The organism is Pseudomonas sp. R9.37 (assembly GCF_963878885.1).
Taxonomy (GTDB): Bacteria; Pseudomonadota; Gammaproteobacteria; order Pseudomonadales; family Pseudomonadaceae; genus Aquipseudomonas.
The window spans coordinates 60,053-75,324 of the sequence record NZ_CAWNZA010000001.1; the positions used below are offsets into that span (position 1 = coordinate 60,053).

Consider the following 15,272-nt stretch of genomic DNA (forward strand, 5'->3'; position numbering starts at 1 on the left):
GCTTCTTCACTGAATTATTCTGCGCGCTTTTAGTGGACACACTAAAGCTGTAGCTTACAGAAAAAGGCTTTTTTGGTCCACCGCTAATGAGCCTTAAAGGCAGGGGAATGCGACAGGAAGTCGCTTAGCGGGTAAAAACGGGGGCTCAGGATAATCCTGAGCCCCCGTTTTAGCTACTGATTAGTGCAGATCCAGCACATCACGCATGTCGTACAGCCCCGCCTCACGACCTTCCAACCAGAGGGCGGCACGTACCGCCCCCTTGGCGAATGTCATGCGGCTTGAGGCTTTGTGTGTGATCTCCAGGCGCTCGCCTTCGGAGGCGAACAGCACGGTGTGATCACCCACCACATCGCCACCGCGCACAGTGGCGAAACCGATGGTGTCACGTGCACGCGCCCCGGTATGACCTTCACGGCCATACACCGCGACTTTCGACAGATCACGCCCCAGCGCATCGGCGATCGCTTCACCCATGCGCAATGCGGTACCCGACGGCGCGTCGATCTTGTGGCGATGATGGGTCTCGATGATCTCGATATCCGCCTCATCACCCAGCACACGAGCAGCCAGGTCCAGCAACTTGAGCGACAGGTTCACGCCCACACTGAAATTGGCAGCGAAGACGATCGGAATAACCTTACCCGCCTCCACCAGCAACTGCTTCTGCTCAGCACTCAAGCCCGTGGTACCGATCACCATGGCTTTGCCCGCCTTGCGGCAGAACGCCAGGTTTTTCAGCATCACCTCCGGCAGGGTGAAATCGATCAGCACGTCGAACTCGTCGGCCACCTGCTCCAGATTGCCCGACAACGAAACGCCGATGCGCCCCAGCGAGGCCAGCTCACCCGCATCCGCACCGATCAACGTGCTGCCCGGGCGAACAATCGCCGCCGTCAGCCCGGAGGCCGGCGAGCGCTGCTGCACCGCTTCGACCAGCGTCTTGCCCATGCGCCCGGCAGCGCCCATTACGGCTATACGTCGCATACTCACTTCCTTACAGGTCGCCGAAGAAGCGCTTCACGCCATCGAAAAAGCCGGTAGTTTTCGGCGAATGAGAGTCATCACCTTCCAACGAACTGCGGAACTCTTCCAGCAGCTCGCGCTGACGACGCCCGAGGTTGACCGGTGTTTCCACGGCTACGCGACACATCAGGTCGCCAGCACCGCCACCGCGCACCGGCGCAACGCCTTTGCCACGAATACGGAACTGCTTGCCGGTCTGCGTGCCTTCGGGAATCTTGAGCTTGACACGACCATCGAGCGTCGGAATCTCCAACTCGCCACCCAGGGCCGCATCGACAAAGCTGATTGGCACTTCACAGAACAGGTGTTTGCCATCGCGCTGGAAGATCGAGTGCTCGCGCACATTGATCACCACATACAGGTCGCCCGTAGGGCCGCCCTGAGCACCCGCCTCACCCTCGCCCGACAGGCGAATGCGATCACCGGTATCGACACCCGCCGGCACTTTCACCGAGAGGGTCTTGTACTCTTCAATGCGGCCTTCGCCGTGGCAGGAGTCGCAAGGATCGGAAATGATCTTGCCTTGGCCATGGCAACGCGGGCAGGTCTGCTGCACCGAGAAGAAGCCCTGCTGCATACGGACCTGGCCAATACCGCCGCAGGTTGGGCAGGTGATCGGCGAGGAGCCTTTCTTCGCGCCCGAGCCATCGCACGGTTTGCAATTGACCAGCGTCGGCACACGGATATTGACGCTGGTGCCACGCACGGCTTCTTCCAGGTTCAGCTCCAGGGTGTAGCGCAAATCGCTGCCACGCTGAGCGCCGCCACGCTGGCCGCCACGGCCTCCGCCGAAGAAGTCACTGAATACGTCGCCGAAGATATCGGAGAAGTTCTGACCACCAAAACCAGCACCACCGCCACCCATGCTTGGGTCAACACCTGCGTGACCATACTGGTCGTAGGCCGCACGCTTGTTGGGATCAGACAGGCACTCGTAGGCCTCATTGGCCTCTTTGAACAGCTCTTCGGATTCTTTGCTATCCGGATTACGGTCCGGGTGGTGCTTCATCGCCAGGCGACGGTAAGCCTTTTTCAGGTCTGCCTCGCTGGAGCCGCGCTCCACACCCAATACTTCGTAATAGTCACGCTTTGCCATAAGTCTTTGCACTCTTAAGGACGTTCGGCCAGACCCTCCTGAGCCTCGCCAAACTCGTTGAGCCCCAATACAGGCCCGGACCCAACTCACGTCAATTCAACGATCCTGGTCATTACTGCTTTTAGCCAGGTACCCGGCCAAAAACGCGGTGACTGTCGCCAGGAAGCAGGAGCATTCCCGATCACACCGCCAGCATCCGAACCTTGTCGCATGCTGTAAAAATTCGCATACCCCAGACACGCCAACGCGGGAGCAAGCTCCCGCGCGGCGACATCCTACCAGTCACCGCTTGATAGCGGTCAACCGGGCGACCAACTTACTTCTGGTCTTTAACTTCTTCGAACTCGGCATCGACAACGTCGTCGTGCTTGGCTTCAGGCTCTGCATGCTGCGCAGCGCCTTCTGCCGGCTGGCCTTGTTCGGCGTACATTTTCTGAGCAACCGGTGCGGAGACTTTCGACAGCTCCTCAACCTTGGCTTCGATGGCAGCCTTGTCGTCGCCTTTGATGGCGGCTTCCAGGGCAACCACAGCCGCTTCGATTGCGGTTTTCTCTTCAGCAGTCACTTTGTCGCCTGCTTCGGAGATCATTTTGCGCGTCGAGTGAACCAGGGCATCCCCCTGGTTACGGGCGCCGGCCAGCTCAGCAAACTTGGCATCCGCATCAGCGTTAGCTTCAGCATCACGAATCATCTGTTGAATTTCTTCATCAGACAGACCGGAGTTGGCCTTGATCGTGATCTTCTGCTCTTTGCCAGTGGCCTTGTCTTTGGCGCCTACGTGCAGAATGCCGTTGGCGTCGATGTCGAAGGTCACTTCAATTTGTGGCACGCCACGTGGTGCTGGTGGAATCTCAGCCAGGTCGAACTTGCCCAGAGACTTGTTCTGCGCCGCTTGCTTACGCTCACCTTGCAGCACGTGAATGGTTACAGCGCCCTGGTTGTCGTCGGCAGTCGAGAACACTTGCGATTTCTTGGTAGGAATCGTGGTGTTTTTCTCGATCAGCGCAGTCATCACGCCGCCCATGGTTTCGATACCCAGAGTCAGCGGGCTCACGTCCAGCAGCAACACGTCTTTCACGTCGCCGGCCAGCACCGCACCTTGGATAGCAGCACCCATGGCAACGGCTTCGTCCGGGTTCACGTCCTTACGGGCTTCTTTGCCAAAGAACTCGGTGACCAGCTTCTGAACCAGTGGCATACGGGTCTGACCGCCAACCAGGATCACGTCGTTGATCGAGCCAACGTCGATACCGGAGTCTTTCAGCGCGATGCGGCAAGGCTCGATGGTGCGTTGAACCAGGTCTTCAACCAGTGCTTCCAGCTTGGAACGCGAGATTTTCACGTTCAAGTGCTTAGGACCGGTGGCATCTGCAGTGATGTACGGCAGGTTCACGTCGGTCGACTGAGCGGAAGACAGCTCGATCTTGGCTTTCTCAGCGGCTTCTTTCAGACGCTGCATGGCCAGCGGATCACCCTTGAGGTTCATGCCGCTTTCTTTCTTGAATTCGTCAACGAGGTAGTCGATCAGACGAATGTCAAAGTCTTCGCCGCCCAGGAAGGTGTCGCCGTTGGTGGCCAACACTTCAAACTGATGCTCGCCGTCAACTTCAGCGATCTCGATCACGGAGACGTCAAAAGTACCGCCACCCAGGTCGTAAACGATCACGGTGTGGTCGCCCTTGGCCTTGTCCATGCCGTAGGCCAGAGCGGCTGCGGTTGGCTCGTTGATGATACGTTTTACATCCAGGCCCGCGATGCGGCCGGCGTCTTTGGTCGCCTGGCGCTGGCTGTCGTTGAAGTAGGCCGGAACGGTGATCACCGCTTCAGTCACTGCTTCACCGAGGTAGTCTTCGGCGGTTTTCTTCATCTTTTTCAAGATTTCAGCCGAGATTTGCGGCGGCGACATTTTCTGGCCATTTACTTCAACCCAGGCGTCACCGTTGTCAGCCTTGGCGATTTTGTAAGGGACCATCTTGATGTCTTTCTGTACGACTTCTTCGTCGAACTTACGACCGATCAGACGCTTCACCGCGTACAGGGTGTTGTGCGGATTGGTCACGGCCTGACGCTTGGCCGACTGACCCACGAGGATTTCACCGTCGTTGGCGTATGCAATGATCGACGGCGTGGTACGCGCGCCTTCGGCATTTTCGATAACTTTAGCAACGCCGTTTTCCAGCACGGAGACGCAGGAGTTGGTAGTCCCCAGGTCGATACCGATAATTTTGCCCATGATTTACTCTCCCGAAACTTTAATTTGGTTGCCGCAGCAGTGGTGGCTAACTGCGGTAGCACTTAAACGCTTGACTTATAGATGGGGCCGTTACGACTGATTTCAAGCCTGCTCATCAATAGAAGGTGCGACAGGTGCAGGAGCCTTGCTCACCACCACCATCGCCGGGCGCAACAAGCGACCGTTAAGCTGATAACCCTTCTGGAATACTTTCAATACGCTGTTGGGCTCCAGGTCATGGCTTTCCTGCATGGCCATGGCTTGGTGATGCTCTGCATTGAACGGCTCGCCGCCTTGCGGATCGATAGCTTCCAGCTGATAACGCTTCAGGGTGTCCTGGAACATTTTCAGCGTCAGCTCAATCCCTTCGCGCATCGGGCGGATGTTTTCATCGTCCGGGTTGGACAGCTCAAGGCCACGTTCCAGGCTGTCAATAATCGGCAGCAAGTCATTGGCGAATTTTTCCAACGCGAATTTGTGAGCCTTCTCGACATCCTGCTCGGCACGGCGGCGGACGTTCTGCAGATCGGCGGCAACACGCAAAGACTGATCCTGCGCAGCAGCCAATTGCTCTTCGAGCACTTGCACACGAGTCGCCAGCTCATCACCGGCAGCCGAATTGGCGTCTGGAGTTTGCGTATCCTGCGTCTGTTCGTCAGCCATAGATTTCTCCTTTCAAAATCATGCGCGAACTCAACTCGCGCTTCTGTTCCGGTATATGGGGCCACAATTTCCAGGTTCAAGAGCGCAGGCGTTACCAAAAGTCTTTCGCGTGCTCTGGATCAATTCCTGCACACTCATTCCTCATTGAGCTAAGAAACTCCTGCAATCAAGCAAATCGAGCTAAGCATCAGGATTGTCAGCCTCAAACAAAACACTGTATAAATAACCAGACCTAACGCTTCGGAGCGGCCGCCATGCTCGTGCACCTGTCTGTACATAACTACGCCATCGTTGAACATCTGGACCTTGAACTGGATCGCGGGATGAGCGTAATCACAGGCGAAACCGGTGCCGGCAAGTCGATCATGCTCGACGCCCTGGGCCTGACGCTTGGCGACCGCGCCGACAGCGGCGTGGTGCGACCCGGTGCGGACAAGGCCGATATCCTGGCGACCTTCGACCTCGCAGACATTCCGGAAGCCGAAGCCTGGCTGGCCGAGCGCGACCTTAATAATGAAGGCCCGTGCATTCTGCGCCGGGTCATCACAGCGGAAGGCCGCTCGCGCGGCTATATCAACGGCACGCCCTGCCCTCTCGGCGACTTGAAAGCCCTGGGCGAGTTGCTGATCGATATCCACAGCCAGCACGAACACCAATCCCTGCTGAAAACCGATACCCATCGCCGCCTGCTCGATGAGTATGCCGGCGCCACCGACCTGGCCCGGCAGGTACAGCTTGCCGCCCAGCGCTGGCGTCAGACTCGTCAGGAACTGGAGCGCCTATCCAACTCTGGCGACGAACAGCGCGCTCGCCATCAGTTACTCAGCTATCAGCTTGAAGAACTCGAAAGCCTGGGCCTGGGCGAAACAGAGCTGGAGCAGCTCGAGCAGGAGCACAAGAACCTCACCAATGCCGAAACCCTGCTGGGTATCTGTCGCCAAGTGGTGGAGCAATGCAGCGAGAGTGATTCGGGCAATGTCCTTAACGCATTGACTGCCAGCCTCAATCGACTGTCCAGCGTGAACAACGCGTCCGGTTCACTGAGTGAAGCCACAACACTGTTGACCAGCGCACAAATCCAGGTCGAAGAGGCCGTGGGCGAACTGAATCGCTTCCTGGATCACTTCGACGCGGACCCAGCGCGCCTGCAGGAAATCGAAGAACGCCTGGACACTATTTACACCCTGGCCCGCAAACACCGAATCCAGCCGACCGAAGTATCGACGATGCAGCAGAAGTTGCTGGATGAAATCGAAACCTTGAACGCGAATGACGAATCCATTGAGCGCCTCGGTGACGAGCTCGCCTCCTTTGCTCGCCACTACCATGAAAAAGCTCGCGAATTAAGCGACCTGCGCCAGCAGGCGGCCACAGGCCTGGCCGGAGCGGTAGAACAGGAAATTCAGCGCCTGGGCATGCCAGGCGGGCGCTTCACCATCGAACTGCATGCCAACACCAGCAACGAGCTGCAACCCCACGGCCTGGAACAGGTGGAACTGCTGGTAAGCGCCAACCCCGGTCAGCCGCTCAAGGCGTTGGCAAAAGTGGCGTCTGGCGGCGAGCTGTCGCGAATCAGCCTGGCGATCCAGGTCATTACCGCCCAAACCTCACGGGTACCCACACTGGTATTCGATGAAGTAGACGTGGGTATCGGCGGGCCGACTGCGGAAATTGTTGGCCAGTTGCTGCGCCGCTTGGGCGAACGTGGCCAGGTCTTGACCGTGACTCACTTACCGCAAGTGGCCGCTCAAGGGCATCAACACCTGTTTGTACACAAAGTACGCGGCAGCGATGCGACGCACACGGCCGTCTCCAAACTGAACAAGTCGGAACGTGTGGAAGAGGTGGCGCGGATGCTTGGCGGGATCGACCTGACCAAAGAGTCTCTGGCCCACGCGAAGAAAATGGTCGTGGCAGCCAAGGCCTAACCCGGTAATTTCTTCTATTTAGAAAGCACGAAGGCGACCCTAGGGTCGCCTTCAATCGTTTTGCAGAGCAAATCTGCGTCGATTTTTACTTTTTCTTACGGATGTACAGCACCAGATTATGGTCCACCAAATCGAAACCATGCTCTTCGGCGATAGCCTTCTGGAGCTTCTCGATTTCCGGACTGGTGAACTCGATAACCTCATTGGTATCCAGGTCAACCATGTGGTCGTGATGACCACCGTCAGCCAATTCGAACACCGCATGACCGCCGTCGAAATTATGACGAACCACCAGCCCTGCGGCTTCAAACTGGGTCAGCACACGGTAAACCGTGGCCAGGCCAACGTCCTCGTTAGACTCCATCAGCGCCTTGTAAACATCCTCGGCACTCATGTGGCGCTGCTCAGCAGAATCGAGCATTTGTAGAATCTTGACTCGTGGCAGAGTCACTTTAAGACCGGCTTTGCGTAGTTCGCTATTTTCAACCATGGTTAGCTTTCTCGCGGATGCTGCTTCGCAGCTTCTCTTAATACGGGTATGATCGGCGTTTACGTTGTCCCAGCCAAGATAGTGGAAGTCGCCCACCGATGCAAAACACCAAGCTCTTGCTAACCAGTTTCACCCTTGTGGGACTGCTCGCACTCGCCGGTTGTTCATTCCCCGGGGTTTACAAAATCGACATCCAGCAGGGCAATGTCGTCACGCAGGACATGATAGACCAGTTACGCCCGGGAATGACCCGACGGCAAGTACGGTTTATTATGGGCAACCCCCTGCTGACCGACACTTTTCATGCCGATCGCTGGGATTATCTCTACAGCATCCAGCCTGGTGGCGGTGAACGCCAGCAGGAACGCGTCAGTGTCATCTTTAATGGCAATGACCAGCTCGTCAGCTTGTCCGGTGACTTCATGCCTGGCGTAAGCCGCGATGAAGCCTTGCTGGGCAAGGACAACGGCACCAATGTGACTGCGCCCGCGCAGGAAGCAGAAAAGCCGAAGTCAGAAGTACCGGCCAAACCAGGCTCCTTGCTGGATCAGATCCAGAAAGACGTGGACGGCGTGCAAACCGTTCCAGTCCCGACGCCTCAGCCTCTGGACACCGGCCCGCAGTAAGTTTGCGGCGCTCGATAAAAAGCCCGGCATGCCGGGCTTTTTGTTGCCTGACTTTTTAGCAGGGTTATGAGTTTTTCTGCCGGGCTATCGCCGCCTTGGCTGCGCGCAGCCTGCGTACTTCCTTGGGGTCTGCCAGCAAGGGCCGGTAAATCTCGATACGGTCACCCGGCTGCACAGCGCGCATATCCGCATCCGCAACTACCTTGCCGAATATGCCCAAAGGGCAATCAGCCAAGACCACTGTTGGAAACTGCACCGCAATACCCGACGCCTGCACCGCAGCCCTCAGGCTTGTGCCCGCCGGCACCGTGACCGCCAACAAGACCTGGCGGTCCTCGGCGGCATACACCACCTCAATCTCAACCATGCAATTGCTTGGCCCGCTGACAGAACGCATCCACCAGCGTATTGGTCGCCTGGTTGAACAACGGCCCCAACGTTGCCCGCACAATCGGCCCTGCATAATCAAAGGACAGGTCCAGGCTGATCTTGCAGGCCTTGTCAGTCAGCGCCTTGAACACCCATACCCCATGAAGCTGAGTGAACGGCCCTTCCTGCAAATTCATTTCGATGGATTGCCCAGGGACCAACACATTGCGTGTAACAAAATGCTGGCTAAGGCCGCCCTTCGCCACCCCGACACTGGCAACCATGTGCTCATCACTGCTCTCCAGCACCTCGGCGGTGTTGCACCATGGCAGGAATTCCGGGTAACGCGCCACGTCGTTGACCAGGTCATAGAGCGCCTGCGCCGGATAAGGCAATAAAGCCGAACGTTGAATATGCGTCGTCATGTGAGCGTTACTTCCACTGCTGAGGCAAACATCGCGAAAGAACAGCCCAATCCGCGAGAGAAAAAAACCAAAGAACTGCCGGTATTGTCCGGGATTCGTCCAACACGCTCAAGCACGCAGGTTGACCGTAGCCGACACGCTCGCAACTCCCTATAATGCCGCCCCTATGGCTAAACAAAAGAAACACCCCACAGGGACCATCGCGCAAAATAAAAAGGCGCGACACGATTACTTCATCGAACATCGGTTCGAGGCTGGTCTGGTCCTGGCCGGCTGGGAAGTAAAAAGTCTGCGCGCCAGCAAGCTGCAACTGGTCGACAGCTACGTATTGCTCAAGGATGGCGAGGCATGGCTGCTCGGCAGTCATATCACCCCGCTGACCACCGCGAGCACCCACGTGATTGCTGACCCGGTGCGCACGCGCAAGCTGTTGCTCAACGCCCGCGAACTCGAAAAGCTCGCCGCCGCTGTACAGCAGAAGGGCTATGCCTGCATCTGCCTGTCGTGGTACTGGAGCAAGCACCTGGTCAAGTGCGAGATCGCATTGGGCAAGGGTAAAAAGGAATACGACAAGCGCGATACCGAGCGCGAGCGCGATTCCAATCGAGAGCTGCATCGCGCCGTTCGCAACAAGGGCAAGGAAGAATAATCCTTGTGACGATGTAGCCCTGGGTGACTCACCCGGGCTACAGGCCTTTACGTCGCTCCGCCCGCGCCACGCGCTGGACCTCCTGACGCACCTCCTCCAACACCTCCTGCACATACAGCAGATGGCGTGTTGAAACCTCCCGCGCCTGCTCGGCCCGCCCTTCGATAATCGCCAGGTACAAATCCCGGTGCTGACTGATCAACATGTCGCGGGTTTCCGTGCGCTGCTGATACATACCACCGATATTGGTCACCACATTGCGCTTGAGCAGATCGAATAAACCGCGAATGGTGTGCAGCAACACCGCATTATGGCTCGCCTCGGCGATAGCCAAATGAAACCTCGCATCCGCCGCGCCCTCCTCCACCCGGCTGACCTCATCAACGCGCGTATAGCAATCCTGTAACGCCTCAAACGCTGCGGTCAGCCGCTCACGATCCACTTCGGTGGCGCGCTGCGCGGCGTAATAAGCACACGACGCTTCAAGCGTCTGGCGAAACTCGAGCAAATCCCGCTGAGCCTCGGGGTTGTTTTCCAGCAGGTGCAGCAGCGGGTCGCTGAACGTCGACCCCAGGGAGTCCGCCACATAGTTGCCGCCGCCCTGGCGACTGACCAGCAACCCCTTGGCCGCCAGCTTCTGGATCGCCTCGCGCAACGACGGGCGCGACACGCCAAATTGCTCAGCCAAAGCGCGCTCGGCCGGCAAGCGCTCGCCTGACTTCAACGTGCCCTCGAGGATCATGCCCTCAAGCTGCTCGACGATATCGTCAGACAAACGGCGCTGACGCACCTGATCAAACCCCATAACTCACTCTCCACAATCCCGACCACTCGCCGGGCCCTCTATTCTGGCCTATCGCCGCGCTTGCGGCACCTATCAGAACGCCCTCGATTCACCCGAGCAGAACCTCTGCACCGCCCCGTTACGACCAAAGTTTCGCGAGCGGCAAATTGACACACCCCATCCAAGGCTTTTACTCTAGCCAACAGCAACTGTAAATTGGTATTACCAATTATCCAAGCTGACCTAACAACAACAATCAGGGGCCACCCCATATGCAAACCTGGCAACAGCTCTACAGCCCGCTCGGCAGCCTCGGCCTGTCCGCATTGGCCGCCGTTATTCCAATTGTATTTTTCTTCCTCGCCCTGGCCGTGTTTCGCCTCAAAGGCCACGTCGCCGGGAGCATCACCTTGGGGCTGTCGATCCTGGTAGCTATCTTTGCCTTCCAGATGCCCGTGGACATGGCACTGGCCGCCGCTGGTTATGGCTTTGCCTACGGCCTGTGGCCTATCGCGTGGATCATCGTCGCAGCCGTATTTCTCTACAAACTGACGGTCAAGAGCGGCCAGTTCGAGATCATCCGCAGCTCAGTTCTGTCGATTACCGACGACCAGCGCCTGCAAGTGCTGCTGATCGGCTTTTGCTTCGGCGCCTTCCTCGAAGGCGCGGCCGGTTTCGGCGCACCAGTGGCGATCACCGCCGCACTGCTGGTCGGCCTGGGTTTCAACCCGCTGTACGCCGCCGGCCTGTGCCTGATCGCTAACACGGCGCCGGTGGCCTTCGGCGCGCTAGGCATTCCAATCATCGTCGCAGGCCAGGTCACCGGCATTGACGCATTCAAGATCGGCGCCATGACCGGCCGCCAGTTGCCCCTGCTGTCGCTGTTCGTGCCGTTCTGGCTGGTGTTTATGATGGACGGCCTGCGTGGCGTTCGTGAAACCTGGCCGGCAGCCTTGGTGGCAGGCCTGAGCTTTGCCGTCACCCAATATTTCACCTCCAACTTCATCGGCCCGGAGCTGCCGGACATCACTTCCGCGCTGGCCAGCCTGGTAGCCCTGACCTTGTTCCTGAAAGTTTGGCAGCCCAAGCGCACCGCGGGCGCGCAGATTGCCGGCGCGACATCCAGCGCCGCGGTTACCGCCAGTGTCGGCGGCTTCGGCCAACCACGCCAAACGGTCGCTTCGCCCTACAGCCTGGGGCAGATTTTCAAAGCCTGGTCGCCGTTCCTGATCCTGACCGTCCTGGTCACCATTTGGACCCTCAAACCTTTCAAGGCAATGTTCGCGGCGGGCGGTTCGATGTACAGCTGGGTCTTCAACTTCGCGATCCCGCACCTGGACCAGTTGGTAATCAAGGTCGCCCCGATCGTCACCGCCCCAACGGCGATTCCAGCCGTGTTCAAACTGGACCCCATTTCAGCCACCGGCACGGCGATTTTCTTCTCCGCACTTGTGTCGATGCTGGTACTCAAGATCGATATAAAAACTGGTCTTACCACTTTAAAAGAGACCTTCTACGAACTGCGCTGGCCAATCCTCTCAATTGGTATGGTGCTGGCGTTTGCTTTCGTCACCAACTACTCCGGCATGTCCTCGACCATGGCGCTGGTGCTGGCCGGAACCGGTGCTGCATTCCCGTTCTTCTCGCCATTCCTTGGCTGGCTGGGCGTTTTCCTGACAGGCTCCGACACATCGTCCAACGCCCTGTTCAGCTCGCTGCAAGCCACCACTGCCCACCAGATCGGCGTCAACGACGTGCTGTTGGTCGCCGCCAATACCAGCGGCGGCGTGACCGGCAAGATGATTTCGCCGCAGTCGATCGCCGTCGCCTGCGCCGCCACCGGCCTGGTGGGCAAGGAATCCGATCTGTTCCGCTTTACCCTCAAGCACAGCCTGTTTTTTGCCACCATCGTCGGGCTGATCACGCTGGCGCAGGCCTACTGGTTCACCGGTATGCTGGTGCACTGAAACCTGCACGTAATAGGGTAAGAATCGACGCCGGACACTCATGCCGGCGTCAGCTATTTCTGGAGGACCGATGAGCCTGCCTGCTGCTTTTCTGAGCGACGCCGCACAACTGATCCCGAAAGATCGTCGCTTCGACGATCCACTTTCCACGCTAGCCTTCGGCACCGACGCCAGTTTCTACCGACTGATCCCACAGCTGGTGATCCGCGTGGAGTCGGAAGACGAAGTAGTCGCACTGCTGCAATTGGCTCAGCGTGATCGCGTGCCCGTCACCTTCCGCGCGGCGGGCACCAGCCTGTCAGGCCAAGCCATCAGCGACTCGGTGCTGATCGTGCTGGGTGACAACTGGAACGGTCGCGAGATTCGTGGGCAAGGCACACAGATCCGCCTGCAACCCGGCGTGATTGGCGCGCAGGCCAATGCGTGGCTTGCGCCGTTCGGACGCAAGATTGGCCCGGACCCCGCGTCGATCAATGCCTGCAAAATTGGCGGCATCGTCGCCAACAATGCCAGCGGCATGTGCTGCGGTACGGCGCAGAATACCTATCACACCCTGGCTGGCATCCGCTTGGTACTGGCCGATGGCAGCCGCCTGGATACCGAAGATGCGGCCAGCGTCGCGGCCTTTCGCAACCAACATGGCGCGCTGTTGGAACGCCTGGCGACGATGGGACGTGAGACGCGGGCAAACGCTGAGTTGGCGGCCAAAATCCGCCACAAATACCGTCTGAAAAATACCACCGGCCTGTCACTCAATGCCCTGGTGGATTTCGACGAGCCACTGGATATCCTCAGCCACTTGCTGGTGGGTTCCGAAGGCACTCTGGGTTTTATCAGCGCGGTGACTTACGACACGGTGATCGATCACCCGAACAAAGCTTCGGCGCTGATCGTGTTCCCGGATGTCGAAACCTGCTGCAACGCGGTGACGGTGCTGAAAACCCAGCCGGTCTCGGCCGTCGAATTGCTGGACCGGCGCAGCATGCGTTCGGTACAGGACAAACCGGGCATGCCGGCTTTCGTACAGCAGTTATCGGAAAATGCCTGCGCGTTGCTGATCGAATCCCGCGCCGCGTCGCCGTCATTGCTGCACGAGCAACTGTCGCTGATCATGGCGTCCCTGGCACCTTTCCCTGTGGAAAAACAGGTCGACTTCACCGAAGACCCGGTTGAGAACGCACGGCTGTGGGCCATCCGCAAAGACACCTTCCCCGCCGTCGGTGCTGTGCGTAAAACCGGCACCACCGTAATCATCGAAGACGTGACCTTCCCGGTCGAGCAACTGGCCATCGGCGTGAACCGCTTGATCGAGTTGTTCGACAAACATCACTACGACGAAGCCATCCTTTTCGGACATGCCCTGGAAGGTAATCTGCACTTTGTATTCACCCAAGGCTTCAACAGCACTGAAGAAATCGCACGTTATAAAGCGTTCATGGACGACGTCGCGCAACTGGTAGCAGTCGAGTTCGGTGGCTCGCTGAAAGCCGAACACGGCACTGGCCGCAATATGGCGCCGTTCGTTGAACTCGAATGGGGCAGCGATGCGTATCAATTGATGTGGCAGCTCAAACGCTTGCTCGACCCCAACGGCATTCTCAACCCCGACGTGGTGCTCAGCGAAGACCCACACATTCACCTTAAACACCTCAAGCCATTGCCTGCGGCCGACGAGATTGTGGATAAGTGCATCGAGTGCGGATTCTGCGAGCCGGTATGCCCCTCGAAGGGCCTGACCTTGAGCCCGCGCCAGCGCATCGTGATCTGGCGCGATATCCAGGCGAAAAAGCGCGCGGGTGCAGACACCACCGAGTTGGAAGCGGCTTACCACTACCAGGGCATCGACACCTGCGCCGCCACCGGGTTATGCGCTCAACGCTGCCCTGTAGGCATCAATACCGGCGACCTGGTGAAAAAGCTGCGCGCCCGTGACGCCGACAGTCAGAAAACCGCCGAATGGCTCGCCAGCCATTTCGCCACGGCACTGCAAGGTGCGCGTTTTACCCTGCATGTCGCCAATGGCGCGCGCATGCTCTTGGGCGCGCCGCGCCTGGCCAAACTGTCAGCAACGGTAACCAAGCTGTCCAAGGGGCAAATCCCGCAGTGGAGCAGCGCCATGCCACAGCCGGAAAAAGCCATTCGCTTCAGTCCGGCCGTGACGGATGAGCGGCCGCGCGTGGTCTACCTGGCAGCCTGCGTCTCACGCGCCATGGGCCCAGCGGCTGGCGATAAAGAGCAGATGTCGCTGTACGACAAGACCCGTGGGCTGCTGGAAAAAGCCGGTTACCAAGTAGTCTTCCCCGACAATCAGGACAGCCTGTGCTGCGGCCAGCCATTCGCCTCCAAAGGCTATGCCGAACAGGCTGAGCACAAACGTCAGGAACTGATCGGCGCCCTGCTCCACGCCAGCCGCGGCGGCCTCGACCCGATCTATTGCGACACCAGCCCCTGCACCCTGCGCCTGGTACAAGACCTGGGCGAAACACGCCTGGACTTCTACGACCCGGTGCGTTTTATCCGCACCCACCTGATGGACCGTCTCGACTTCACCCCGCAGGAGGCGCCCATCGCTGTGCACGTCACCTGCAGCACTCAGCACCTGGGCGAGAGCCAGGCGTTGATTGATCTCGCGCGACGCTGCTCAAAAAACGTGGTGATCCCGGAAGGCATCCATTGCTGCGGTTTTGCCGGCGACAAAGGCTTTACCACGCCCGAGCTCAACGCCCACTCACTGCGATCGCTCAAGGACGCGGTGCAACATTGCAGCGAAGGCATTTCCACCAGCCGCACCTGCGAGATCGGCCTGAGCCAGCATGGAGGCATTGATTATCACGGGTTGGTGTACCTGGTGGACCGGGTAACGCAAGCTCGAGTGCATTAAATAGCCACTAAACCGAACGCCTGTGCGTCTGCGTAGTCATTTGAATAGGCCTCGGCGTACGAGGCTTAACAGTGATGTCGCTGGCCGCCTCTGAACGCCAGCAGCGTCGAGCCCTTTTTCGCAAGGAGATACCCT

General features: G+C 58.5%; 13 protein-coding genes. 5 read left to right on the forward strand and 8 right to left on the reverse strand.

All coding sequences use genetic code 11. The features are described from left to right. Window positions 1-180: 180 nt before the first annotated feature. The 4 genes from dapB to grpE all read right to left on the reverse strand — a co-directional run bounded on the left by dapB (window position 181) and on the right by grpE (window position 5,018). Window positions 181-987, reverse strand: coding sequence for a 4-hydroxy-tetrahydrodipicolinate reductase (gene dapB / locus AACU78_RS00270; protein WP_106579262.1), 807 nt, complete (start codon window positions 985-987; stop codon window positions 181-183). Window positions 988-997: 10 nt separating this feature from the next. Continuing rightward, the gene (dnaJ, locus tag AACU78_RS00275) at window positions 998-2,122 is read right to left on the reverse strand and encodes a molecular chaperone DnaJ (RefSeq protein WP_106579263.1); all 1,125 of its coding nucleotides are present in this window, start codon (window positions 2,120-2,122) and stop codon (window positions 998-1,000) included. 316 nt (window positions 2,123-2,438) lie between these two features. After that, on the reverse strand, window positions 2,439-4,355 hold the full coding sequence (gene dnaK / locus AACU78_RS00280; RefSeq protein ID WP_106579264.1) for a molecular chaperone DnaK: 1,917 nt from the start codon (window positions 4,353-4,355) through the stop codon (window positions 2,439-2,441). 102 nt (window positions 4,356-4,457) lie between these two features. Then, window positions 4,458-5,018: a nucleotide exchange factor GrpE gene (gene grpE / locus AACU78_RS00285; RefSeq protein ID WP_017139264.1), complete on the reverse strand. Its 561-nt coding sequence runs from the start codon at window positions 5,016-5,018 to the stop codon at window positions 4,458-4,460. A 254-nt stretch (window positions 5,019-5,272) separates the two neighbouring features. Between grpE and recN the strand changes: the two genes are divergently transcribed. Then, the gene (gene recN / locus AACU78_RS00290) at window positions 5,273-6,946 is read left to right on the forward strand and encodes a DNA repair protein RecN (RefSeq protein WP_106579265.1); all 1,674 of its coding nucleotides are present in this window, start codon (window positions 5,273-5,275) and stop codon (window positions 6,944-6,946) included. An 85-nt stretch (window positions 6,947-7,031) separates the two neighbouring features. Here recN and fur read toward each other — a convergent pair whose 3' ends face one another. Then, window positions 7,032-7,436 (reverse strand): ferric iron uptake transcriptional regulator, encoded by a 405-nt coding sequence (gene fur / locus AACU78_RS00295; RefSeq protein WP_024077449.1) that lies wholly within the window; start codon window positions 7,434-7,436, stop codon window positions 7,032-7,034. A gap of 98 nt (window positions 7,437-7,534) precedes the next feature. On the opposite strand from fur, the gene AACU78_RS00300 reads away from it, so the two are divergent. Then, window positions 7,535-8,062: an outer membrane protein assembly factor BamE gene (locus AACU78_RS00300; RefSeq protein WP_106579266.1), complete on the forward strand. Its 528-nt coding sequence runs from the start codon at window positions 7,535-7,537 to the stop codon at window positions 8,060-8,062. A 64-nt stretch (window positions 8,063-8,126) separates the two neighbouring features. Here AACU78_RS00300 and AACU78_RS00305 read toward each other — a convergent pair whose 3' ends face one another. Then, window positions 8,127-8,429, reverse strand: coding sequence for an RnfH family protein (locus AACU78_RS00305; RefSeq protein ID WP_106579267.1), 303 nt, complete (start codon window positions 8,427-8,429; stop codon window positions 8,127-8,129). Beyond that, complete coding sequence (locus AACU78_RS00310; RefSeq protein WP_106579268.1) at window positions 8,422-8,856, reverse strand: type II toxin-antitoxin system RatA family toxin; 435 nt, start codon at window positions 8,854-8,856, stop codon at window positions 8,422-8,424. Before AACU78_RS00310 ends, AACU78_RS00305 begins: the two co-directional genes overlap by 8 nt. Before the next feature lie 166 nt (window positions 8,857-9,022). Between AACU78_RS00310 and smpB the strand changes: the two genes are divergently transcribed. Beyond that, the gene (gene smpB, locus AACU78_RS00315) at window positions 9,023-9,505 is read left to right on the forward strand and encodes an SsrA-binding protein SmpB (protein WP_003176160.1); all 483 of its coding nucleotides are present in this window, start codon (window positions 9,023-9,025) and stop codon (window positions 9,503-9,505) included. A 37-nt stretch (window positions 9,506-9,542) separates the two neighbouring features. Here smpB and AACU78_RS00320 read toward each other — a convergent pair whose 3' ends face one another. Beyond that, entirely contained in the window at window positions 9,543-10,310 is a 768-nt protein-coding gene (locus AACU78_RS00320) for an FCD domain-containing protein (RefSeq protein ID WP_106579269.1), read from the reverse strand. Window positions 10,311-10,561: 251 nt separating this feature from the next. On the opposite strand from AACU78_RS00320, the gene AACU78_RS00325 reads away from it, so the two are divergent. Then, window positions 10,562-12,256, forward strand: coding sequence for a lactate permease LctP family transporter (locus AACU78_RS00325; RefSeq protein ID WP_106579270.1), 1,695 nt, complete (start codon window positions 10,562-10,564; stop codon window positions 12,254-12,256). Between the two features lie 70 nt (window positions 12,257-12,326). Continuing rightward, on the forward strand, window positions 12,327-15,137 hold the full coding sequence (locus tag AACU78_RS00330) for an FAD-binding and (Fe-S)-binding domain-containing protein (RefSeq protein WP_106579271.1): 2,811 nt from the start codon (window positions 12,327-12,329) through the stop codon (window positions 15,135-15,137). Window positions 15,138-15,272: the final 135 nt, after the last annotated feature.